This window comes from Enterobacter sp. AN-K1, assembly GCF_020971765.1.
GTDB classification, from domain to species: domain Bacteria; phylum Pseudomonadota; class Gammaproteobacteria; order Enterobacterales; family Enterobacteriaceae; genus Enterobacter; species Enterobacter hormaechei_C.
In genome coordinates this window covers 4,248,070-4,270,740 of sequence record NZ_CP087390.1, presented here as the reverse complement: position 1 = coordinate 4,270,740, position 22,671 = coordinate 4,248,070, and the positions used below count along the sequence as shown (strand labels likewise).

Sequence of the window (22,671 nt, the reverse complement as noted above, 5' to 3'; positions counted from 1 at the left end):
CGCCGCTTTCTTCCTGTGCGTAGTTTTTAGTCAAAAAAAAGCCCCGTACTATGACGGGGCCGGGCTGCTTATTTCGCTGTTATTTATCCAGCGCGTAGGCAATCACGTAGTCACCACGATCCGGCGACTGACGTGCACCGCCGGCAGAGATCAGAATGTACTGTTTGCCGGTTTTCGGTGATACATAGCTGACAGGTCCGCCCTGGCTACCCACCGGGAGACGCGCTTTCCACACTTCTTCCCCCGTAGAGGAATCAAAGGCGCGCAGGTAGTAATCCTGGGTTCCCGCAATGAAGACCAGACCGCCCTGCGTGGCCAGCGTACCGCCCAGCGTCGGCATACCGACAGGCATTGGCATGCGCATTTTTACCCCAAACGGACCGGTATCCTGAACGGTACCGACCGGCACCTGCCAGACGATTTTCTGCGTTTTCAGGTCAATCGCGGAGAGAGAGCCAAACGGTGGTTTCTGGCACGGAATGCCCAGCGGTGACATGAAACGGTTTTTGTTGACCGAATACGGCGTTCCTTTCATCGGAACGGCGCCCATCCCGGCGTTCACGGCTTCACCGCCCGTGTTTGCCACCGCGCTCTGCGGATCTTGTTTAATCAGCTGGACCCACAGACCCAGACGCATGTCGTTGACGAAGATGTACTGGTTGTTCGGATCCGTGGACAGACTACCCCAGTTCATTCCCCCCAGCGAGCCCGGGAAGCTCAGGGAAATATCGGTTCCCGGCATCGTGTACAGACCGTCATAACGCATTGATTTGAAGCTGATACGACAGGCCAGCTGGTCAAACGGCGTCGCCCCCCACATATCCGATTCTTTCAGGGTTTCCGCGCCAATCTGCGGCATCCCCACAGAGCGCGGCTGCGTTGCCGGGTACTGTTCACGTGGAATATCCGCTGGTTTTACCGGAACCTCTTTCACTTCAGTGAGCGGTTTACCCGTCAGGCGATCAAGAACGTAAATTTGCCCCGCTTTGGTGCCCACCACCACCGCGGGCTTGTTGCCCTCTTTCGTCGGGAAATCAACCAGGCTCGGCTGCATCGGGATATCGAAATCCCAGAGGTCGTTATGCACGGTCTGGTATACCCACTTCTCTTTCCCGGTAGTCGCATCCAGCGCGAGGATTGAGGTGGCGTATTTGTGATCTTCCGGAATACGGTCAGCGCCCCACAGGTCGACAGAGGAACTTCCCATCGGGATAAACACGGTATTCATCGACGCATCCCAGGACATAGGGGCCCAGGAGTTTGCAGAGCTACGTTTGTAGTGTTCGCCCGGCTTCAGAACATAGTTCGGATCCGGATTACGCGGGTCGAACGCCCAGCGCAGCTGGCCGGTGATCACGTCATAACCACGTATAACGCCTCCCGGCATATCGGTGCTGACGTTATCCGCAACGCGGCCGCCAACGACAACCGTCGTACCCGCCAGCGTCGGGGCCGACGTCAGCACGTAGGTGGGATCTGACGCGTCGCCCATCCCTTCATGCAGGTTAACGCTGCCGTTAGTACCGAAGTCCGGGCAGAAGTTGCCGTTATCGGCGTCTAACGCGATCAGCTTACCGTCGATGGTGTTCATCAGGATACGGCGCTGGCATGCAGCGCCCGGTGCCACCTGCGCTGGCAGGACCGGCGTGGAGCCGGCTACCGTTGGCTGTGCCAGCGGTTTGGTGGCATCAAAGTACGCCAGGCCACGGCAGCGCATCCAGATTGCAGACTTGGCGTTGATTTCCGCTTTCCAGATCTCTTTCCCGCTATCGGCATCCACGGCGATCACGTTGTTATGCGGCGTACAGAGGAAGACACGATCGCCAACCTGTAGCGGCGTTTGCTGATCTTCTGCGCCATTGCCGTCCGGACTTTCCGGTACGTCACCGGTATGGTAGGTCCAGACCGGTTTCAGGTTTTTCACGTTGTCACGGGTTATCTGGTCCAGCGCCACAAAGCGACTACCGCCAGCCGTATTACCGTAGTGATCCCAGTTCTGCTGTTTCGCATCATCTTTTACCGGCACCAGCGGGCGTTTTTCACCGCTAAACGGCACGGTCGGATGGGGTTGAAACATCTGAACAAAGGTGACGCCCATGGCGACAATAAGGACCGCGCAGACCCCCAGGGCCCCTTTTGCGCAGGACGGTTTTCCTTCACGTTTACGCAATGCAGGCCAGGTGGCGGCTGCCAGCACCATCAGCCCGGCGGGTACCATTAAACGGGAAACCAGCGGCCAGAAGTCGAGCCCGGCATCGAAAAATGCCCAAATCAGGGTGCCAAGAAACACCAGGGCAAACAGCCCCACGGCAGAGGACTTGCGGCGGAAGAACTGAATCGCAGAGAGCAGAGTGATAACCCCGGCGATGAGAAAATACCAACTCCCCCCCAGGGAAACCAGTTTAAAACCGCCGATGGCAAAAAAGAGCCCCGTTACAAGAAGTATCACACCCACCAGCAGGCACCACGGGCCTAACCAGCCGGATGGGCGGGGATTATTGTCTGACATAAAAATGAATCTCCTGATTACTTTATAACAGCAGGGTTTTATTGACTGCCACGATGCTAAAACCCTGCATAACATCAATTGTTCGTGTGCGAATCATAAATTAAAATTATAATGTAGACAAAATGTATTCTGTCGGAAGAAAAGAAAACTCACTAAAGTGCAGGAACATAACAAAATAAAAAAATGGGATATCACTCTGTAATTCGCCAATACCAGAATATTTGACCAGTCAGTTCCGGCTTATGCGATGAATATCAGGTTTGCCGACAAGACAGCCCCGATAACCTAAGATTTTTGCATGATGAGAATTAACTTATTGCCTATTAATTAAGCTTCACAAACACGATCAGCTCGCGGATTTCACGATATACGTCACTACACCAAAGATATCGAGCGTATCGTCGCTGCCGACAATAATCGGTGAATAGGCGCTGTTCATGGGGTTGAGTTGAATATTGGGACGCAACTGGAGGCGCTTCACGGTAAATTCGCCCTCTACCGCCGCAATCACGATATCGCCATGCTCAGGCTTGCGGGAACTGTCCACCACCAGCAAATCACCGTTATTGATCCCCCCTTCTATCATCGAGTCACCGGCGGCTTTGACAAAGTAAGTGGAGCTGGGATGGGCGACTAATAACTCGTTTAAATCGATACGCCGCTCTACATAATCCGCTGCCGGGCTGGGGAAGCCGCACTGTACTAAGTCGCTGAAAAGTGGAATAGCAACGATTTCACGCAACTCTGCGGGTCTGAAAAAGATCATGATAAACACCTCCACACTGTTTTTATATACAGTAGTTTTAACTGAGGTATCGATCAAGCCATGTCAGCATAAGCGGCTGGCTACGCCTTAACCGCTTCGCTTATAACCCCCTATAGCAATGAAGATTATTTGTTTTGTAAATTTTTACGCATGGGCAAGCTTAACGCGTCATAAAACATCACTATCAAATCACTTACCAATGACTTCAAAATACACAAAAGACAACTTAGCATCACTGCGTAATCACTATCCGTTGACTTTCTATTTAGACTGGCGCATATTTTACAGCACAAATTAACAAGACAATTTTTGGAGGACGTTTTCTATGCCTGCCCGTGATTATCCCGATAAGCGTGTTGCTCGCGGTGTCGCAAAGGAGGCCGAACTCAGGATGTTAAGCGCGCGCATCGATCCTGCGCTGATGGAGTACATCCGCATTACTGCGCATGAAACACGGAAAAGTAAGCAAGAAATCGTGGCGGAAGCATTAGCGCTTCACCGCCAAAAAAGTCAGATTGGATCATAAACAGCAAAAGCCCGAAAAATCCTCCGGGCTTTTGCTGCCATCGGGATTACCCCACCAGCGAATTTAACGTCTCCAGCGCCTCAGGCGGCAAAACCAGATCGGCTGCCGCCAGGTTTTCACGCAGATGCGCCACCGATGAGGTTCCCGGGATCAAGAGGATATTTGGCGAGCGTTGCAGCAGCCATGCCAGCGCCACCTGCATCGGCGTCGCGCCCAGCGAATCCGCCACCGCCTGTAGTCCGGAAGATTGCAGTGGCGTGAAACCACCCAGCGGGAAGAACGGCACCCAGGCAATCCCCTGCTGCGCCAGTGAATCGACCAGCGCATCGTCACCGCGATTCACAACGTTGTACATGTTCTGTACGCACACCACGGAAACCATCTTCTGCGCTTCAGCAACCTGCGAAGCGGTGACGTTGCTCAGCCCAATATGGCGAACCAGCCCCTGCTGTTGCAGCTCCGCAAGGATGCTCAGCGGCGCGGCAATCGAGCCTTCCGCCGGTCCATGGGCGCTAAACATGATCCGCAGGTTAACCACGTCCAGCACATCCCGCTTCAGGTTACGCAGATTGTCATGCACCGCCTGCGTCAGCTCCTGCGCGGAAAACGCCGGCAGCCAGGAGGCATCCTCGCCGCGTCGGGCGCCGATCTTGGTCACAATCGTAAGGTCGTCCCGGTACGGATGAAGCGCCTCGCAGATAAGCTGGTTGGTCACATGAGGTCCGTAAAAATCGCTGGTATCAATGTGATTCACACCCGACGCCACCGCTTCACGCAGCACCGCCAGCGCCGCATTTTTGTCTTTTGGCGGACCAAAAACGCCAGGCCCGGCAAGCTGCATCGCGCCATAGCCAAATCGTTTAACCGTACGCGTTCCGAGCGTGAACGTTCCGCTTTTATCTATGCTGCTCATGCTGACCTTCCTCATAAAAAATGATCCGGATTTACAACAGGTTCCGCAACGAAACCATTAGTTAAGCAATAGTAAAATTAAAGTTTAAATTCGCTACGACGATAGTATTGATGTAACCCTGCCTCTTCTCTTACGGATGACCGCCATGCTGAAAAATCTGCACGTGATTACCGGTATTATCTTTGCCCTCACCATATTCTGTCTGCTGCAAGTTGTCACGGGAGGGTTGTTCTACTCTGCCGTTAACAACGATCGTCACAACTTTCAGAACTCCGGGTTACTCAATGCCCAACAGGAGAGCCTGAGCGACAGCGTTAACACGCTGGTGAAAACACGCGTTACCGTCACCCGCGTGGCGATCCGCTACCTGAAAAACCAGCGCGATCCGGCCTCTCTCGCAGCAATCAACACGCTGTTGGGCACCGCGAACGGTTCGCTGACCAAGGCCGAAGACTATTACAAAAACTGGCAGGCGATTTCGCAGGTGAAGGGCCAGAATGCCGCGCTCACCGAAGAGATGCAGAAAGCCTGGAAGCAAATGCACGAGGTGATGCGCTTGTCCATTGAGTATCTGCGCGCCGATAACTATCAGGCCTATGGCGACCTGGACGCCCAGCAGGCGCAGGATGAGATGGAGGCGGTCTATACCCGCTGGCGCGCTGAAAACAACGTGCTGCTGAAAGCCGCCGCCGAAGAGAATCAGAGCAGCTTTACCCAGATGCAGTGGACGCTGGCGGCGATCTTCCTGACTGTGATCGCCGTGCTGGTGGTGATCTGGCAGGGTTTACAGCACCTGCTCCTGAAACCGCTCAACGCCATCATGAACCATATTCGCACCATCGCGAGCGGCGATCTGACGCAAAATGTCGCGATTACCGGGCGCAACGAGATGGGCCAGCTGGCTGCTGGTCTGCACGAGATGCAGCAGTCGCTGGTGAGCACCGTCAGCGCCGTGCGCGGCAGCACCGATTCTATCTACACGGGCGCAGGAGAAATTGCCGCCGGGAGTAACGACCTTTCCGCGCGAACCGAGCAGCAGGCAGCCTCGCTGGAAGAGACCGCCGCCAGCATGGAAGAGCTGACTGCCACGGTGAAACAGAACTCGGATAACGCCCGTCAGGCGACGCTGCTGGCGAAGAATGCGTCTGAAACCGCCGCACGCGGCGGTCAGGTGGTGGATAACGTGGTGCGTACCATGAATGACATTGCCGACAGTTCTCAGCAAATTGCGCATATCACCGGCGTTATCGATAGCATTGCCTTCCAGACCAACATTCTGGCGCTCAACGCGGCGGTTGAAGCCGCCCGTGCCGGGGAACAAGGTCGCGGCTTTGCGGTCGTGGCAGGTGAAGTACGGACGCTGGCCAGCCGCAGCGCGCAGGCGGCAAAAGAGATCAAAGGGCTTATCGAGAACTCTGTCAGCCGGGTGAATACCGGCTCGGAACAGGTGAGCGAGGCGGGTGCGACCATGAAAGAGATCGTCGCGGCCGTGACGCGCGTAACCGATATTATGGCTGAGATTTCCTCGGCGTCTGACGAGCAGAGCCGCGGTATAGAGCAGGTCAGCCTGGCGGTCTCGCAGATGGACAGCGTCACGCAGCAAAACGCCGCACTGGTACAGGAGTCGGCAACGGCGGCGGCAGCGCTGGAAGATCAGTCTGAACAGCTGCGTCAGGCCGTGGCGGCATTCCGGCTGAACGCTCAGGCATCGCTGGCGGCTCGCCCTAAAAACGTGAAAACGCCCGTACTGCTGCGCCCGTCAGCGGCAGGCGCGAATACAGCTGACGCGAACTGGGAAACCTTCTGAGTGACAGGCGGGCATCTCGCCCGCCTTCCTGATTAGCGGCTGCGCTTGGCGTGGCGCTCCCAGTTATCTCGCTTCGCATCCTCTGACTTACGCAACGAGACATAGCATGCTCCGCTGCCGCCGTGATGCGGCTGCGCTTCGCAAAAGGCCTGTACTTCGTCGAACTCGGTCAGCCAGCGCGCAAGATAGCTGCGCACCACGTTAGGATGCGACTGCTGTTCACGCCCTTTACCATGCACGATGATCAGGTTGCGTAGCCCGTCACGTCCGGCCTGGCGAATAAAGGAATAGACCAGCTGGCGGCATTGCTCCGCAGGCTGGCGTAACAGCGTTAAGCTGGCCTGACGGGAATATTTGCCGGAACGCAGCTTATCAAATACCCCCTGCTGTACCCCTTCGCGCTGGTACATGAGCGGCTCGGCAAGGGGCAACAGTTCCAGAAACCCCAGCGTCAGAAAGTTATCGAGCTGCTCAGTATCTATTTCCTGACGCGCCCGCGTGTTGCGGCTCTGCTGCCAGTGAATATCCGCGCAGCGTTTGAGCGGCTGGACATCCTCCATGGCGTCAAGAAAAAGTGATTTGTCGTCAGGGTTCATGGAAATCCTCCGGCTACATCTGAGTGATGTACTATACCTGCGCCCGTTGCGGGTCTCAATCATCCAGGCACGGGTTCAAATAATGGCTTAAGGAACAGATAATCGCAGACGCAATAAATTTAATCTAACCTTAACTTAAATTTCAGCCGTAATTAATTAAATAATTTACGTTAAAAAATCGTGAAATCAATCACTCAACGTCCTTCTCTTTTAAGAAAAAGCTGTTATAACTTAATAAACCTGCCCAATGGATAATGCATGTAGGATCCGCGAAAGGACGCACGACTGTGTGTACTGTGGAGTCTGTCTGATGTCGGGCAGACTCTATTTTTTTATTGTTGTTATTTTGATTAAATTAATTTCCTGGCTTCCCTTCGAAACTGCGTGATTAATGATTCGGCAAGCGGTGTCTGGCGAGAATCACGACGCTGAATTAAATAATATGCTGCTTTAGGCAGGGTTTCGACAACCGGCAGCATTATCAGACGGTGCGCCAGAAGCGGATCGCAGCCCAGCTCCTGCGGTAAAATGCTGATGAAATCGCTTTGTGCGACGAGGCTAATACAGGAGGAAAAGGTCTCACAGACAACGCCAATTCGCGGTATTTGAGATCGATGGCTAAAAGTATCCTGCAACTGCTTATAATAACTTCCCCGGGGCGTAGGCATCGTCCAGTTATATTGCAAAAGCTCATTAATTGAGGTCGCCCCTGTCGCCGGATGCCCTGCCCGACAAAATACAGCAAAAGGCTTTTCGAACAGCTTTTCAAACGTAAATTCGTGATCGTACGGCCCCTGATAATAGGTATTGATGGTAAAGTCCAGCTCACCCTGACGTAATTCATTAATCATCGACACCAGCTGGCCTTCCATAATCCGTACGTTGACCTGAGGATGCTGCGCATGAAAACGCGTAATGACGGCCGGCATCAGGCTGCGTGAAATACTGGCCCCCATCCCAATATTGATCTGCCCGGCAAGCTCGCCCTGTCGCTGGCGGATGTCATCCTGCGCTGCACGCAGCTCTTCCAGAATCAAATTAGCGCGGTGATAAAACCCTTCCCCGCACTCGGTCAGCGCGACGCCTTTACTCCGGCGCACAAACAGCTGGGCCGCCATACCCTCCTCCAGCTCTTTAATGGATTTGGTCAGCGCGGGCTGCGAAAGATTAAGCGTCCGGCTGGCGCCGCGAATGCTGCCCTGTCGCGCCACCTCGACAAACGCCCTGATTTGATGAAATTTAATCTGAAATGACATAACGAGACCGATAACCGTTGTTTATCAGAGTAAAGAAACTGTCATCTACTTTAATGGAAACGGATGTGCGAGGGTAATTCCTGAACGGTTAAAACTGTGAAAAAACGATTAGTGATAAGTAAAAACTATCACAGCGTGAAGCAGTTCACATATTTTAATGATGACAGGAAAAGATATGAACGCACTGGCGCAGTACATTCAGACATTAGCTCCACAACTGAGCGCATGGCGTCGCGATTTCCACCATTTTGCGGAATCCGGCTGGGTAGAGTTTCGAACAGCTGCGAAAGTCGCGGAGATCCTCGACTCGCTGGGCTACGAACTGGCGATGGGGCGCGACGTGGTCGATGCCGAAAGCCGTATGGGACTGCCCGATGATGCCACCCTTTCGCGAGAGTTTGCCCGCGCCCGGGCGCAGGGTGCGCCGGAGAAATGGCTGGCGCCGTTTGAGGGCGGATTTACCGGCATTGTGGCGACCCTGAATACCGGACGTCCGGGCCCGACGCTGGCGTTTCGGGTAGACATGGATGCACTTGATTTAAGCGAAGCGCTTGACGAAAGTCATCGCCCCTTCCGCGACGGTTTTGCCTCCTGCAATGCGGGAATGATGCATGCTTGCGCGCACGACGGCCACACCACCATTGGTCTGGGGCTGGCGCAGGTGCTTAAGCAGAATGAAGCGCAGCTCAACGGCATCATCAAACTGATCTTCCAGCCTGCTGAAGAGGGTACGCGCGGCGCGCGGGCTATGGTCGCCGCAGGCGCGCTGGACGGCGTGGACTACTTTACCGCCATTCATATCGGGACCGGCGTTCCGGAAGGGACGGTGATCTGCGGCAGCGATAACTTCATGGCGACCACCAAATTTGACGTGCGCTTTACCGGGGTCGCCGCACACGCTGGCGGTAAACCAGAAGAGGGCCGTAACGCCCTGCTCGCGGCTGCCCAGGCCGCCATCGCGCTGCATGGCATCGCACCACACAGCGAAGGCGCGTCCCGGGTTAACGTCGGGGTCATGCAGGCGGGCAGCGGACGCAACGTGGTTCCGGCTGATGCGTTGCTTAAGGTTGAAACCCGCGGCGAAAGCGAGGCTATTAATCAGTATGTCTTTGAGCGCGCACAGGCGGTAATTACCGGCGCGGCGGCGCTCTACGGCGTAACAGCCGGGGTAAACCTGATGGGGGCGGCGACCTCCAGCGCCCCTTCTCCGGCCTGGGTCGATTATCTGCGCGAACAGGCAAGCCAGGTGCCCGGCGTGACTCATGCCATTGATAAGGTCAAAGCGCCTGCGGGCTCCGAAGATGCCACGCTAATGATGGCCCGCGTACAGCAGAACGGCGGCATGGCCTCGTATATGGTCTTCGGCACCGAGCTGAGCGCCGGACATCACAACGAAAAATTCGATTTTGATGAGCAGGTGATGAACGTTGCCATCGAAACGCTGGCGCGAACTGCGCTTAATTTCCCGTGGACGCGAGGTGTGTAATGCAGGAGAACTACGCTTTTATCGCCGATGCCATCGACACGCGATGTCAGACGTTTACCGATATTGCCGACGACATCTGGGATCATCCCGAAACGCGCTTCGAAGAGTTCTGGTCCGCCGAACGGCTCGCCAGTGCGCTGGAAGCCGAGGGCTTTGCCCTGACGCGGGAAGCCGGAGGCATTCCCAATGCCTTTATTGCCAGCTACGGCAGCGGCAAGCCCGTTATCGCCCTTCTGGGCGAATACGATGCCCTGGCCGGGCTAAGCCAGCAGGCGCACTGCGCGACGGCGCAATCCGCCACCCCGGGGGCGAACGGCCACGGCTGCGGGCATAACCTGTTAGGCACTGCTGCCTTCGCCGGGGCGGTGGCGGTGAAAAGCTGGCTGGAACAACACGGCGGCAGCGGAACGGTACGATTTTACGGCTGCCCCGGCGAGGAAGGCGGCTCCGGTAAAACCTTTATGGTACGTGAAGGGCTGTTTAACGACGTGGACGCTGCCGTGACATGGCACCCGGAGGCCTTTGCCGGGATGTTTAACGTCAGCACACTGGCCAATATTCAGGCCGCCTGGCGGTTTAAGGGGATCGCCGCTCATGCCGCAAACTCCCCACATCTGGGGCGCAGCGCGCTGGATGCCGTGACGCTGATGACCACCGGTACAAACTTCCTTAACGAACACATCATTGAAAAAGCGCGCGTTCATTACGCCATCACCGATACCGGCGGGATTTCGCCCAACGTGGTACAGGCCCAGGCCGAGGTGCTGTACCTGATCCGCGCCCCGGAGATGGCCGATGCGCAGCAGATCTACGCGCGCATCGAGAAAATCGCCCAGGGTGCGGCGATGATGACCGAAACCACCGTCGAGTGCCGCTTTGATAAAGCCTGCTCCAGCTATCTGCCGAACCGTACGCTCGAAGCGGCGATGTACCGCGCATTGCAGCATTATGGCACGCCGGCCTGGACGGAAGAGGAACGCGAATTTGCCCGTGAAATCCGCGCCACGCTCACGGCAAACGACCTGCAAAACAGCCTGAAAAACATTGCCGCAACGGGGGCCGAAGAGGGAAAAGCGTTTGCCCGACGCCATCAGGAGACGCTGCTGGTGGATGAAGTTGCCCCTTACGCCATCACCGATAACGTGCTGGCAGGCTCCACCGATGTGGGGGATGTCAGCTGGAAGATGCCTGTCGCACAGTGCTTTAGCCCCTGTTTTACCGTCGGCACCCCACTGCATACCTGGCAATTAGTGGCGCAGGGGCGTACCTCAATTGCCCATAAAGGCATGTTGCTGGCCGGAAAAGTGATGGGCGCGACCGCGCTGCATCTGCTTCAGGATGCCGACCTGTTGCGAAAATGCCGGGAAGAGTTCGAACAACACATAACAGAAAAACCGTACGAGTGTCCGATCCCGCAGGGCGTGACACCGTCACCTTTAAAATAAAAAAACACAACACAACAACACAACAACAGTCCCGAGGAACGCCCATGAGTATGTCTTCCATACCTTCGCATTCCCCATCCGGTAAGCTCTATGGCTGGGTTGAAAGGATCGGCAATAAAGTGCCGCACCCTTTCCTGCTTTTTATCTATTTAATTGTCATCCTGATGGTCGCGACGGCCGTGCTGTCCGCCTTTGATGTGAGCGTGCGCAGCCCGGCCGACGGCAGCATGGTGGCAGTGAAAAACCTGCTCAGCGTTGAAGGGTTGCACTGGTTTTTGCCGAACGTGATTAAAAACTTCAGCGGTTTTGCGCCGCTGGGCGCCATCCTGGCGCTGGTGTTAGGCGCGGGACTGGCCGAACGCGTGGGTCTGCTGCCCGCGCTGATGGTGAAAATGGCCTCGCACGTCAGCGCGCGTTATGCCAGCTATATGGTGCTGTTTATTGCCTTCTTCAGCCATATCTCGTCCGACGCGGCGCTGGTGATCATGCCGCCGATGGGGGCGCTGATTTTCCTCGCCGTTGGCCGTCATCCTGTTGCGGGTCTGCTGTCGGCGATTGCGGGCGTCGGCTGTGGGTTTACCGCTAACCTGCTTATCGTGACCACCGATGTGCTGCTCTCCGGCATCAGCACAGAGGCAGCCAGCACCATCGATGCGACTATGCACGTCAGCGTGATCGACAACTGGTACTTTATGGCCAGTTCGGTGATTGTCCTGACGATTGTCGGGGGTCTGATTACCGATAAGATCATTGAGCCGCGCCTGGGTAAATGGGAAGGCCGGAGCGATGAAAAGCTGGAGACGCTGAGCAAAGAGCAGCAGTTCGGCCTGCGCGTAGCCGGGATCGTCTCGCTGGCGTTCATTGCGGTGGTGGCGCTGATGGTGGTGCCGGAAAATGGCGTGCTGCGCGATCCGATCAAACACACCGTACTGCCCTCGCCGTTTATACAGGGCATTGTGCCGCTGATAATTCTCTTCTTCTTCGTCGTTTCGCTCGCGTTCGGCATCGCCACCGGCAAAATCCGCCGTCAGGGAGATCTGCCGCACCTGATGATCGAGCCGATGAAGGAGATGGCGGGTTTTATCGTGATGGTGTTCCCGCTGGCGCAGTTTGTCGCCATGTTTAACTGGAGCAATATGGGCAAGTTTATGGCCGTGAGCCTGACGGACGCGCTGGAGGCGGCGGGGTTGAGCGGTGTTCCGGCGTTTGTCGGCCTGGCGCTGCTGTCGTCCCTGCTGTGCATGTTTATTGCCAGCGGGTCGGCCATCTGGTCGATTCTGGCGCCCATCTTTGTCCCCATGTTTATGATGCTCGGCTTCCATCCTGCGTTCGCCCAGATCCTGTTCCGTGTCGCCGATTCCTCGGTGATCCCGCTGGCGCCCGTGTCACCCTTCGTTCCGCTGTTTTTAGGCTTCCTGCAACGCTACAGACCGGAGGCTAAGCTGGGTACCTATTATTCGCTGGTTCTGCCCTATCCGCTTATCTTCTTAGGGGTATGGCTGGTGATGCTGGTGGCGTGGTATCTTGTCGGCCTGCCGATTGGACCGGGTGTTTACCCGAGGCTGAACTAAGGAGTACTGATGCTGAGATTACTCGAAGATAAGATTGCGACGCCGCTGGGGCCGCTGTGGGTTATCGCGGATGAAGCGTTCAATCTGCGCGCGGTTGAATGGGAAGAGCACAGCGACCGGATGGTTGAGCTGCTCAACATCCATTATCGCGCCGAGGGTTACGAGCGTATTACTGCCCGTAATCCTGGCGGGCTGAGCGATAAACTGACGGCCTACTTCGAGGGCGATCTCAGCATTATTAATACCCTGCCAACCGCCACGGCGGGCACCCCTTTCCAGCGCGAGGTGTGGCAGGCGCTGCGTAATATTCCCTGCGGGCAGGTGATGCACTACGGTCAGCTGGCAGAACAGCTTGGCCGTGCCGGCGCGGCGCGCGCGGTCGGTGCGGCAAATGGCTCTAACCCCGTCAGCATTGTGGTGCCTTGCCATCGCGTGATCGGGCGCAACGGCACCCTCACCGGCTATGCCGGGGGCGTACAGCGCAAAGAGTGGCTGCTGCGTCACGAAGGGTATTTTCTGCTGTAATTCCCAGGCTTTTTGTGCTTAATTTTCTTCCTGTTAGGTTCATAATCCTTAATCATTCTGTGGAATTTCAAGGAGATGGCAACACGCTGCCGTCTCTTGTCTTTATTGGGGGTTTGCCAGACTTACGTCCTTACCAAAAAGATGTTAAAATTGACCAATATCAATTAAGGCTTGAGCAAACCTATGATCCCGGAAAAGCGAATTATACGACGCATTCAGTCTGGCGGTTGTGCTATCCATTGCCAGGATTGCAGCATCAGCCAGCTCTGTATCCCGTTTACTCTGAATGAGCACGAACTCGATCAGCTTGACAATATCATCGAGCGCAAAAAGCCTATTCAGAAAGGGCAGACGCTGTTTAAGGCGGGAGACGAACTGAAATCGCTCTATGCTATCCGTTCTGGCACCATCAAAAGCTACACCATTACCGAACAGGGCGACGAGCAGATCACCGGCTTCCATCTGGCAGGCGATTTAGTCGGCTTTGACGCCATCGGCAGTGGCCATCACCCGAGCTTTGCTCAGGCGCTGGAAACCTCTATGGTCTGCGAAATTCCGTTTGAGACGCTGGACGATCTGTCCGGTAAGATGCCGAACCTGCGTCAGCAGATGATGCGTCTGATGAGCGGTGAGATTAAAGGCGATCAGGATATGATCCTGCTGCTTTCCAAAAAGAATGCCGAAGAGCGTCTGGCCGCCTTTATCTATAACCTCTCCCGCCGTTTCGCGGAACGTGGCTTCTCCCCGCGTGAATTCCGTCTGACCATGACGCGCGGCGATATTGGCAACTATCTGGGCCTGACCGTGGAAACCATCAGCCGTCTGCTGGGTCGCTTCCAGAAGAGCGGAATGCTGGCGGTTAAAGGTAAGTACATCACCATCGAAAACGGTGAAGCGCTGGCCATTCTGGCGGGTCACTCACGTAACGTGGCATAACTCTCCCGGATATCTTATGCCAGGTCGATAAATTTTCATGATTATTGATCTGGCAAAAACTTCCCCCCTGTTTCATTCAAGATATATAGGTTACTCTTTTACTTACAGACTGTGGTGACAGTAGTAAGGAGACCTGTATGGCAAAGTATCAAAACATGCTGGTGGCTATCGATCCTAATCAGGACGATCAGCCGGCATTACGACGTGCTGTGTATTTACATCAACGGATTGGTGGCAAAATTAAAGCCTTTTTGCCGATTTATGACTTCTCATACGAGATGACCACCCTTCTGTCGCCTGACGAGCGCACCGCTATGCGTCAGGGAGTGATCAGCCAGCGTACCGCGTGGATCCGCGAGCAGGCGAAATATTACCTGGAAGCGGGCGTACCGATTGATATCAAAGTGGTCTGGCACAACCGACCTTTCGAAGCCATTATTCAGGAAGTGGTGGCCGGTGGGCATGACCTGCTGCTGAAAATGGCGCACCAGCATGACAAACTGGAATCTGTGATTTTCACTCCAACCGACTGGCACCTGCTGCGCAAATGCCCTTGCCCGGTATGGATGGTGAAAGATCAGCCATGGCCTGAGGGCGGGAAAGCCGTCGTGGCGGTGAATCTGGCCAGCGAAGAGGATTATCACAATTCGCTGAACGAGAAGCTGGTGAAGGAAACCATCCAGCTTGCCGACCAGGTTAACCACACCGAAGTCCATCTGGTGGGTGCCTATCCGGTTACGCCAATCAATATCGCCATCGAGTTGCCTGAATTTGACCCGAGCGTGTATAACGACGCGATTCGCGGTCAGCATCTGCTGGCCATGAAAGCGCTGCGCCAGAAATTCAGTATCGATGAGAATATGACGCACGTAGAAAAAGGGTTACCGGAAGAGGTTATTCCGGATCTGGCGGAGCATTTGCAGGCCGGGATTGTGGTGCTGGGCACCATTGGCCGGACCGGTATTTCTGCCGCGTTCCTGGGAAATACCGCCGAGCAGGTGATCGACCATCTGCGCTGCGACCTTCTGGTCATCAAACCGGATCAGTATCAAACGCCGGTTGAACTGGACGATGAGGAAGACGATTGACCCCCAAAATAAAAGCCCGCCGGTAACGGCGGGCTTTTTTTGTTACGCTTCGCTCAACCGCTGCGTCGGTGCCTCGTCGCCGGCATTCATCCAGGGCGCGTGCAGAACCATGCTCGGCAGCGCCAGCTTGATCTCCTGCTGGTTCAGCCCCTCCAGAATACGGATATTGATCTCCTGCTGAATATCCATGTACTTGTTGTAGTCCGCCGTATTAACGATATGGACCACCTCGAAGGTCAGGCGATCGCGATCGAAGCCCAGGAAATGGGCGCGGTCAAACTTCGTTTCCCCGACGTCGGTAATGATCTGTTTGACCATATCACCCACTGAACGCAGTTTGTCCGGCGCCGTGTCGCTGGCAACCCCGAAGGTAAAGACGATCCGGCGCGTTTGCATCCGTTTGTAGTTATGCAGCGTCTGTTGCAGCAGAATGGCGTTCCCGCAGACAATCTGCTCCCCGCTCAGGCTGCGGATACGGGTGGTTTTCAGGCCAATGTGCTCTACTGTCCCTGCGACATCGTTAAACACCACAAAATCGCCAATTTCGAACGGCTTATCAAAACCGATGGAAAGCGATGCAAACACGTCGCTCAGGATCGTTTGCACCGCGAGGGCGATAGCAATACCCCCTACCCCAAGGCTGGCAACCAGAGCAGTGATGTTGACGCCCGCGTTAGCAAGAATAGACAGCAGCATCACTGACCAGACTATGGCACGGAGGATAAGCCCCGTGATCACCAGCGTCACCGGGTTTTTATGGCTTCCCGGCGCCAGCATGACGTGACGAAGCCACGACACCACCCCCTGATCCATCCACAGCGCCACCTGGATAGCGAAGACCAGGAACCAGGCGTGGCTCACGGTACCAAAGAGATGATCCGGTAAGTCGACGAAACGCAGGCTGAACAACAGCGCCACGACAAAAAGCAGGAAGCGGCTGGTGCGGTTAAGCATATCCGTCAGGATAAAACGCATCCGGTTGGTGGTGGGGTGCTTGTCGCCCCAGGTAGTGATCCCTTTCTTAACGAAGGCTATCAGACGCGTCAGCAGCCAGTACACCAGCAGAGTCACAAAAACCACCGTGGCGACGCCGATCCAGAAAGATGGCGTCATCATCAGCTCGATGATGTCGAAGCGGGACAAAAATCGCATTACACCTCCTCGTATTACACAAAGGGTAAAGTATAGACAGAGGAGAAAAGCTGGCCGCAGAAATAAGAAAACCGCCCCAGGGGGCGGTTTGTCAGGATGAAGCGCAATTACAGCGCTTTCAGGATCGCATCCACGCTAGCCTTGGCGTCGCCAAACAGCATGTGGGTGTTATCTTTAAAGAACAGCGGGTTCTGCACGCCAGCATAGCCGGTGTTCATAGAGCGTTTGAAGACAATGACGTTCTGCGCCTTCCACACTTCGAGAACAGGCATACCCGCAATCGGACTACGCGGGTCGTCCTGCGCCGCCGGGTTAACGGTGTCGTTCGCGCCAATCACCAGCACGGTGTCGGTGTCGGCGAAATCATCGTTGATCTCGTCCATTTCCAGCACAATGTCGTAAGGCACCTTCGCTTCCGCCAGCAGCACGTTCATGTGGCCTGGCAGACGCCCCGCCACCGGGTGAATACCAAAGCGAACCTTGATGCCGCGCGCGCGGAGTTTCTCGGTGATTTCCGCCACCGGATACTGCGCCTGCGCCACCGCCATGCCATAGCCTGGGGTGATGATGACGGAATGCGAGTTTTTCAGCATCTCTGCGGTGTCTTCCGCGCTGATTTCACGGTGTTCACCCACTTCCTCATCAGAACCGGTTGATGAGCCGTCAGAACCGAAGCCACCCGCAATGACGCTGATAAACGAACGGTTCATCGCCTTACACATGATGTAAGACAGGATCGCACCGGAAGAACCGACCAGCGCACCGGTGACAATCAGCAGGTCGTTGCTCAGCATAAAGCCTGCCGCCGCCGCCGCCCAACCGGAGTAGGAGTTCAGCATGGAAACCACCACCGGCATATCTGCTCCGCCGATAGACGCCACCAGATGCCAGCCGAAGGCCAGCGCGATGATGGTCATCACCAGTAACGCCAGCACCTGCAAGCCTACGCTTTCGGTACGCACGAAGACCACCAGCAGCACAAAGGAAACGACCAGCGCCGCCAGGTTCAGCTTGTGGCGGTTAGGCAGCATCAGCGGTTTGGAAGAGATCTTCCCGCGCAGCTTGCCGAACGCCACAATCGACCCGGTGAAGGTCACCGCACCGATGAAGATGCCGAGGAACACTTCGGTCAGGTGGATGTTCACCAGAATCGGCTCCAGGCCCGGTTCGTGGTACAGGTAGCTGTTGAAGCCCACCAGCACCGCCGCCAGACCCACGAAGCTGTGCAGAATGGCAACCAGCTCCGGCATCTCGGTCATTTCAACGCGTTTCGCCAGACGAATACCAATCGCGCCGCCGATGATCATCGCCACCAGGATCCACGCCACGTTGCCGGTATCCGGCCCAAAGATGGTGGCAATCAGCGCAATCGCCATCCCGGCGATACCAAAGTTATTTCCCTGCTGAGACGTTTCGTGTTTGGAAAGCCCCGCCAGACTGAAAATAAACAGGATTGCAGCAACAATGTATGCGGCTGTAACTAATCCTCCAGACATATGCTACCCCTTAGCCTTTACGAAACATTTTCAGCATGCGCTGAGTCACGGTGAAACCACCGAAAATATTGATACTGGCGATCAGCACCGCAATGAAGCTCAGGAAGCTGATCCAGCCGCCATGACCAATTTGCAGCAATGCCCCGACCACGATAATCCCGGAGATGGCATTGGTGACCGACATCAGCGGGGTATGCAGCGCATGAGAAACGTTCCACACGACGTAGTAACCCACCACGCAGGAGAGCGCGAAGACGGTGAAGTGGCCAAGGAACTCTTTTGGCGCGACATCCGCCAGCCAGCCAAACAGGATAATAACCAGCGCCATGATGGCGTATTTGCGCCACGGCGACGCAGGTTTTGCTGGCTCCGCGGGATCTGGCGCCGCTTTCGGCGCAGCCTGAGGTTGAGCGGAAACCTGAATCGGCGGTGCAGGCCAGGTGATTTCCCCTTCACGCACCACGGTAACGCCACGCACCACCACATCATCAAAATCAACGGTAATGTTGCCGTCTTTCTCTTTGCAGAGCAGCTTCAGCAGGTTAACGAGGTTCGTGCCGTACAGCTGAGAGGACTGGGTTGGCAGACGCCCTGGCAGGTCGGTATAACCGATCACCTTCACGCCGTTCGCGGTCGTCGTGACCTGGTTTGGCACGGTATACTCACAGTTACCGCCGTTTTGCGCCGCCAGATCGACAATAACGCTGCCCGGCTGCATGGAATCCACCATCTCACGGGTGATCAGCTTCGGCGCCGGTTTACCCGGAATAAGCGCGGTGGTGACAATGATGTCCACCTCTTTTGCCTGCGCCGCAAAGAGCGCCATTTCCGCCTTAATAAAGGCTTCAGACATGACCTTCGCGTAACCATCACCGCTGCCCGCTTCTTCCTTGAAGTCCAGCTCAAGGAATTCGGCGCCCATACTCTGCACCTGCTCCTTCACTTCCGGCCGGGTATCAAACGCGCGAACAATAGCGCCCAGGCTGTTTGCGGCCCCGATAGCGGCAAGACCTGCCACACCGGCACCAATCACCATCACCTTCGCGGGTGGTACTTTACCTGCCGCCGTAATCTGACCGGTAAAGAAGCGACCAAACTCATGCGCAGCTTCGACAATGGCGCGATAGCCGGCAATGTTCGCCATGGAGCTCAGCGCATCCAGAGACTGCGCGCGCGAAATACGCGGCACGGAGTCCATCGCCATCACGGTGACACCGCGTGCTGCCAGCTTCTCCATCAGCTCCGGGTTTTGGGCTGGCCAGACAAAGCTCACAAGCATCGTGCCCGCGTTCAGCAGTTCAATTTCACTCTCTTCCGGTGCGTTGACCTTCAGGATGATGGGTGATTGCCAGACCTCAGCACCGTCCACTACTTCCGCGCCAGCCTGAGTAAAGGCCTCGTCATCGAAACTCGCCAGTTTGCCCGCGCCGCTTTCAATCGCGACGGTAAAACCCAGTTTAAGCAGTTGCTCCACCGTTTTTGGTGTCGCCGCTACGCGGGTTTCATTGGCTAACCGTTCTTTTGGTACCCCAATACGCATAGTTTTCCCTTCCATCGGTTTTTGATGATGGTTTGTCGATAATTGCCCACGGTTTGTATCAATTTTCACCATCGAGATATCGACGGAGAATGATTAACCCCGGAAAATAAAACAGTAACAAACTTTCTATAACCTACTGAAAATAGCGCCCGTGATCTACCGCCAGAAAACACTATTTCTTACTTTATCTGTGAAAAATAAGCGATCGGGGTCACTGACAGAGATATTTACCTTAAATTCGCCTTCAGGACCGATAAATCGCGCAAGCGAAGCGGTAAAAACATGATATAGCGCCATAAAAGAACAACTCATTAACATTAAATTAACTTGTAAAAGTCATATGCTTAATCAGTTTTGCTTGTGAAGCGCCTGTTTTTTCCACATATCACAAAATGTTATCGAATCAGGTCCTTTGGTGAGCACAGGCTGTGAAAAATGCCGCAGACAGCGACGGGTGTTAAATGCCATAATCGGGACCGTCTCAAATTAACAACAACACCAGTACATGGTTTGCGCAAGGCGAAGGATTATTTTTATGAAGCTTAAGAACACACTCCTGGCGTCCGCACTTCTTTCCGCGACCGCCCTGTCTGCGAATGCCGCGACAGAGTTGACGCCGGAGCAAGCGGCAGCGTTAAAACCTTTTGACCATACGGTCATTGTGGGTCGCTATAACTCTATTGGCGATGCCGTCGCCGCCGCATCAAAAGCCGCCGATAAAAACGGCGCTGCCTCGTTTTACGTTGTTGACCAGTCCGATCAGGGCAACAGCGGCAACCAGCGCGTGACGATTGCGCTGTACAAAGAGAATGCCCCAAAAGCAGATGAACAGAAAAACCGCGTGATTAACGGCATTGTTGAACTGCCGAAAGATCAGGCTGTTCAGCTGGAACCGTATGACACCGTGACCGTTCAGGGCTTCTACCGCAGCCAGCCTGAAGTTAACGATGCCATCACCAAAGCCGCGAGAGAAAAAGGCGCTTACGCGTTCTATATCGTGCGTCAGGTTGATGCCAACCAGGGCGGAAACCAGCGCATCACCGCCTTCATCTATAAGCAAGATGCGAAAAAACGCGTAGTACAAAGCCCGGATGCCATTCCAGCGGATTCAGATGCGGGACGTGCCGCGTTAGCGAAAGGCGGTGAAGAAGCGAAGAAAGTGGAAATTCCGGGCGTTGCAACCTCGGCGGCACCAAGCGCTGAAGTGGGTCGTTTCTTTGAAACCCAATCCACCAAAGGCGGTCGTTATACCGTTACGTTACCAGACGGCACGAAAATTGAAGAGCTGAACAAAGCCACTGCCGCGCAGATGGTTCCGTTCGACAGCATCAAGTTTACGGGCAACTATGGCAACATGACGGAAATCTCCTATCAGGTGGCGAAGCGTGCTGCGAAGAAAGGCGCGAAGTATTACCACATCACCCGCCAGTGGCAGGAACGTGGTAACAACCTGACCATCAGCGCCGATCTGTACAAGTAACAAAACGGTTTCATAAAGGCGGCGCAGTGCCGCCTTTTTTGTTACTTTTTTTCTGATTTCTGCCACACGTCATTGCATGCATCCTTCACACTCCGTAAAATCCCGCGCCTTAGCGTGATCCACCATTTTTATGCGCCTTAGCGAAATAATTATTCTGGATTTGGACTTTTCATAACAGGAAGCCAATGGAAAAGAAACTTGGCCTGAGTGCTTTAACTGCACTTGTATTGAGCTCAATGCTGGGCGCGGGCGTATTCAGTTTGCCGCAGAACATGGCGGCCGTCGCCAGCCCGGCCGCATTACTGATTGGCTGGGGCATTACCGGTGTCGGGATTTTGCTGCTGGCGTTCGCCATGCTGCTGCTGACCCGTATCCGACCGGATCTGGACGGCGGAATATTCACTTACGCCCGGGAAGGTTTCGGCGAGCTGATCGGCTTCTGCTCCGCCTGGGGTTACTGGCTGTGCGCGGTGATCGCCAACGTCTCCTATCTGGTTATCGTCTTCTCGGCGCTCAGCTTCTTTACCGATACGCCCGAACTGCGCCTGTTTGGCGACGGCAATACCTGGCAGTCCATCGTCGGCGCCTCGGTCCTGCTGTGGATAGTTCACTGGCTGATTTTGCGTGGCGTCCAGACCGCAGCCAGCATTAACCTGGTGGCGACGCTGGCCAAGCTGGTGCCGCTTGGCCTGTTCGTCGTGCTGGCCTTCCTCGCCTTCCGTCTCGATGTCTTTACGCTCGATTTCAGCGGCATTGCGCTGGGCGTCCCCGTCTGGGAACAGGTGAAAAATACCATGCTGATCACCCTGTGGGTGTTCATCGGCGTTGAAGGTGCCGTCGTGGTCTCTGCCCGCGCGCGTAACAAGCGCGATGTGGGACGCGCCACGCTGTTGGCCGTACTGGCGGCGCTGGGCGTTTATCTGCTGGTGACGCTGTTGTCGCTCGGCGTGGTGGCCCGCCCTGAACTGGCGGAAATGCGTAACCCGTCCATGGCCGGGCTGATGGTGAAAATGTTGGGCCCCTGGGGGGACGTGATTATCGCGGCGGGTCTGATTGTTTCCGTTTGCGGCGCCTATCTGAGCTGGACCATTATGGCAGCGGAAGTCCCGTTCCTGGCCGCCACGCACAAAGCTTTCCCGCGCCTGTTTGCCCGTCAGAACAAAAACAGTGCACCATCGGCCTCTCTGTGGCTCACCAACATCAGCGTGCAGGTCTGTCTGGTGCTGATCTGGCTCACAGGATCGGACTATAACACGCTGCTGACCATTGCCTCCGAGATGATTCTGGTACCCTATTTCTTAGTGGGCGCATATCTGTTAAAAATTGCGACCCGCCCGGCACACTATGCGGTAGGCGTCGGCGCCTGTATTTACGGTCTATGGTTGTTGTATGCTTCCGGACCGATGCATCTGCTGCTGTCCGTGGTGCTCTACGCGCCGGGCCTGCTGGTGTTTATCTACGCTCGCCGTACACATCAGCTTGATAATGCCCTTAAGCGCCGCGAAATGGCATTGATAGGTTTGCTGTTAGTCGCTGCCGTACCGGCAACGTGGATGTTAATGGGATAGCGCCGCCTGTC

The 22,671-nt window shown here is 55.4% G+C and carries 18 protein-coding genes; 10 read left to right on the top strand and 8 right to left on the bottom strand.

All coding sequences use genetic code 11. The annotated features are described in order from the left end of the window. Positions 1 to 79: 79 nt before the first annotated feature. Positions 80 to 2,509, bottom strand: coding sequence for a glucose/quinate/shikimate family membrane-bound PQQ-dependent dehydrogenase (locus LOC22_RS20310; RefSeq protein ID WP_063859267.1), 2,430 nt, complete (start codon positions 2,507 to 2,509; stop codon positions 80 to 82). A gap of 346 nt (positions 2,510 to 2,855) precedes the next feature. Continuing rightward, complete coding sequence (locus tag LOC22_RS20305; protein ID WP_003857514.1) at positions 2,856 to 3,275, bottom strand: translesion error-prone DNA polymerase V autoproteolytic subunit; 420 nt, start codon at positions 3,273 to 3,275, stop codon at positions 2,856 to 2,858. A 325-nt stretch (positions 3,276 to 3,600) separates the two neighbouring features. On the opposite strand from LOC22_RS20305, the gene LOC22_RS20300 reads away from it, so the two are divergent. Continuing rightward, positions 3,601 to 3,801 (top strand): hypothetical protein, encoded by a 201-nt coding sequence (locus LOC22_RS20300; RefSeq protein ID WP_015570638.1) that lies wholly within the window; start codon positions 3,601 to 3,603, stop codon positions 3,799 to 3,801. Positions 3,802 to 3,847: 46 nt separating this feature from the next. Here the strand turns inward: LOC22_RS20300 and LOC22_RS20295 are convergent, their stop codons facing one another. Continuing rightward, complete coding sequence (locus LOC22_RS20295) at positions 3,848 to 4,714, bottom strand: aldo/keto reductase family oxidoreductase (protein WP_015570639.1); 867 nt, start codon at positions 4,712 to 4,714, stop codon at positions 3,848 to 3,850. 145 nt (positions 4,715 to 4,859) lie between these two features. Here LOC22_RS20295 and tcp point away from each other — a divergent pair, with 145 nt between their 5' ends. Beyond that, complete coding sequence (gene tcp, locus LOC22_RS20290) at positions 4,860 to 6,521, top strand: methyl-accepting chemotaxis citrate transducer (RefSeq protein ID WP_017384568.1); 1,662 nt, start codon at positions 4,860 to 4,862, stop codon at positions 6,519 to 6,521. A 32-nt stretch (positions 6,522 to 6,553) separates the two neighbouring features. Here the strand turns inward: tcp and smrA are convergent, their stop codons facing one another. Together smrA and LOC22_RS20280 are read right to left on the bottom strand one after the other, a co-directional pair. After that, entirely contained in the window at positions 6,554 to 7,117 is a 564-nt protein-coding gene (smrA, locus tag LOC22_RS20285; RefSeq protein ID WP_015570640.1) for a DNA endonuclease SmrA, read from the bottom strand. A 350-nt stretch (positions 7,118 to 7,467) separates the two neighbouring features. Then, entirely contained in the window at positions 7,468 to 8,373 is a 906-nt protein-coding gene (locus tag LOC22_RS20280) for a LysR family transcriptional regulator (protein ID WP_032648168.1), read from the bottom strand. A gap of 175 nt (positions 8,374 to 8,548) precedes the next feature. On the opposite strand from LOC22_RS20280, the gene LOC22_RS20275 reads away from it, so the two are divergent. The 6 genes from LOC22_RS20275 to uspE all read left to right on the top strand — a co-directional run bounded on the left by LOC22_RS20275 (position 8,549) and on the right by uspE (position 15,424). Further along, on the top strand, positions 8,549 to 9,859 hold the full coding sequence (locus tag LOC22_RS20275) for a M20 family metallo-hydrolase (RefSeq protein ID WP_045339709.1): 1,311 nt from the start codon (positions 8,549 to 8,551) through the stop codon (positions 9,857 to 9,859). Continuing rightward, positions 9,859 to 11,304 (top strand): M20 family metallopeptidase, encoded by a 1,446-nt coding sequence (locus tag LOC22_RS20270; protein WP_017694099.1) that lies wholly within the window; start codon positions 9,859 to 9,861, stop codon positions 11,302 to 11,304. Before LOC22_RS20275 ends, LOC22_RS20270 begins: the two co-directional genes overlap by 1 nt. Before the next feature lie 44 nt (positions 11,305 to 11,348). After that, positions 11,349 to 12,875 (top strand): p-aminobenzoyl-glutamate transporter, encoded by a 1,527-nt coding sequence (abgT, locus tag LOC22_RS20265; protein WP_017694100.1) that lies wholly within the window; start codon positions 11,349 to 11,351, stop codon positions 12,873 to 12,875. A gap of 9 nt (positions 12,876 to 12,884) precedes the next feature. Then, positions 12,885 to 13,400, top strand: coding sequence for a methylated-DNA--[protein]-cysteine S-methyltransferase (gene ogt, locus LOC22_RS20260; RefSeq protein WP_015570643.1), 516 nt, complete (start codon positions 12,885 to 12,887; stop codon positions 13,398 to 13,400). A gap of 183 nt (positions 13,401 to 13,583) precedes the next feature. Further along, a complete protein-coding gene (gene fnr, locus LOC22_RS20255; RefSeq protein ID WP_000611906.1) occupies positions 13,584 to 14,336 on the top strand; it encodes a fumarate/nitrate reduction transcriptional regulator Fnr in 753 nt (250 codons plus the stop codon). Positions 14,337 to 14,473: 137 nt separating this feature from the next. Continuing rightward, positions 14,474 to 15,424 carry a universal stress protein UspE gene (gene uspE / locus LOC22_RS20250; protein WP_006808916.1) on the top strand — a complete coding sequence of 317 codons (951 nt, stop codon included), beginning with the start codon at positions 14,474 to 14,476 and terminating at the stop codon, positions 15,422 to 15,424. Positions 15,425 to 15,466: 42 nt separating this feature from the next. On the opposite strand, the gene LOC22_RS20245 is transcribed toward uspE, so the two are convergent. The 3 genes from LOC22_RS20245 to pntA all read right to left on the bottom strand — a co-directional run bounded on the left by LOC22_RS20245 (position 15,467) and on the right by pntA (position 19,612). Beyond that, positions 15,467 to 16,576, bottom strand: a complete 1,110-nt coding sequence (locus LOC22_RS20245) for a mechanosensitive ion channel family protein (RefSeq protein ID WP_017694101.1) — start codon at positions 16,574 to 16,576, stop codon at positions 15,467 to 15,469. Between the two features lie 107 nt (positions 16,577 to 16,683). Beyond that, positions 16,684 to 18,072 (bottom strand): Re/Si-specific NAD(P)(+) transhydrogenase subunit beta, encoded by a 1,389-nt coding sequence (pntB, locus tag LOC22_RS20240; protein ID WP_003857541.1) that lies wholly within the window; start codon positions 18,070 to 18,072, stop codon positions 16,684 to 16,686. Positions 18,073 to 18,082: 10 nt separating this feature from the next. After that, entirely contained in the window at positions 18,083 to 19,612 is a 1,530-nt protein-coding gene (pntA, locus tag LOC22_RS20235; RefSeq protein WP_047727403.1) for a Re/Si-specific NAD(P)(+) transhydrogenase subunit alpha, read from the bottom strand. Positions 19,613 to 20,147: 535 nt separating this feature from the next. Between pntA and ydgH the strand changes: the two genes are divergently transcribed. Beyond that, positions 20,148 to 21,092, top strand: a complete 945-nt coding sequence (ydgH, locus tag LOC22_RS20230; protein WP_000769339.1) for a DUF1471 family protein YdgH — start codon at positions 20,148 to 20,150, stop codon at positions 21,090 to 21,092. 185 nt (positions 21,093 to 21,277) lie between these two features. After that, the gene (locus LOC22_RS20225) at positions 21,278 to 22,660 is read left to right on the top strand and encodes an amino acid permease (RefSeq protein WP_003857548.1); all 1,383 of its coding nucleotides are present in this window, start codon (positions 21,278 to 21,280) and stop codon (positions 22,658 to 22,660) included. Positions 22,661 to 22,671: the final 11 nt, after the last annotated feature.

Coding starts and splice junctions, on each gene's coding strand:
- LOC22_RS20310 (WP_063859267.1), bottom strand. CDS start 2,509: ATGTCAGACAATAATCCCCGCCCATCCGGCTGGTTAGGCCCGTGGTGC.
- LOC22_RS20305 (WP_003857514.1), bottom strand. CDS start 3,275: ATGATCTTTTTCAGACCCGCAGAGTTGCGTGAAATCGTTGCTATTCCA.
- LOC22_RS20300 (WP_015570638.1), top strand. CDS start 3,601: ATGCCTGCCCGTGATTATCCCGATAAGCGTGTTGCTCGCGGTGTCGCA.
- LOC22_RS20295 (WP_015570639.1), bottom strand. CDS start 4,714: ATGAGCAGCATAGATAAAAGCGGAACGTTCACGCTCGGAACGCGTACG.
- tcp (WP_017384568.1), top strand. CDS start 4,860: ATGCTGAAAAATCTGCACGTGATTACCGGTATTATCTTTGCCCTCACC.
- smrA (WP_015570640.1), bottom strand. CDS start 7,117: ATGAACCCTGACGACAAATCACTTTTTCTTGACGCCATGGAGGATGTC.
- LOC22_RS20280 (WP_032648168.1), bottom strand. CDS start 8,373: ATGTCATTTCAGATTAAATTTCATCAAATCAGGGCGTTTGTCGAGGTG.
- LOC22_RS20275 (WP_045339709.1), top strand. CDS start 8,549: ATGAACGCACTGGCGCAGTACATTCAGACATTAGCTCCACAACTGAGC.
- LOC22_RS20270 (WP_017694099.1), top strand. CDS start 9,859: ATGCAGGAGAACTACGCTTTTATCGCCGATGCCATCGACACGCGATGT.
- abgT (WP_017694100.1), top strand. CDS start 11,349: ATGAGTATGTCTTCCATACCTTCGCATTCCCCATCCGGTAAGCTCTAT.
- ogt (WP_015570643.1), top strand. CDS start 12,885: ATGCTGAGATTACTCGAAGATAAGATTGCGACGCCGCTGGGGCCGCTG.
- fnr (WP_000611906.1), top strand. CDS start 13,584: ATGATCCCGGAAAAGCGAATTATACGACGCATTCAGTCTGGCGGTTGT.
- uspE (WP_006808916.1), top strand. CDS start 14,474: ATGGCAAAGTATCAAAACATGCTGGTGGCTATCGATCCTAATCAGGAC.
- LOC22_RS20245 (WP_017694101.1), bottom strand. CDS start 16,576: ATGCGATTTTTGTCCCGCTTCGACATCATCGAGCTGATGATGACGCCA.
- pntB (WP_003857541.1), bottom strand. CDS start 18,072: ATGTCTGGAGGATTAGTTACAGCCGCATACATTGTTGCTGCAATCCTG.
- pntA (WP_047727403.1), bottom strand. CDS start 19,612: ATGCGTATTGGGGTACCAAAAGAACGGTTAGCCAATGAAACCCGCGTA.
- ydgH (WP_000769339.1), top strand. CDS start 20,148: ATGAAGCTTAAGAACACACTCCTGGCGTCCGCACTTCTTTCCGCGACC.
- LOC22_RS20225 (WP_003857548.1), top strand. CDS start 21,278: ATGGAAAAGAAACTTGGCCTGAGTGCTTTAACTGCACTTGTATTGAGC.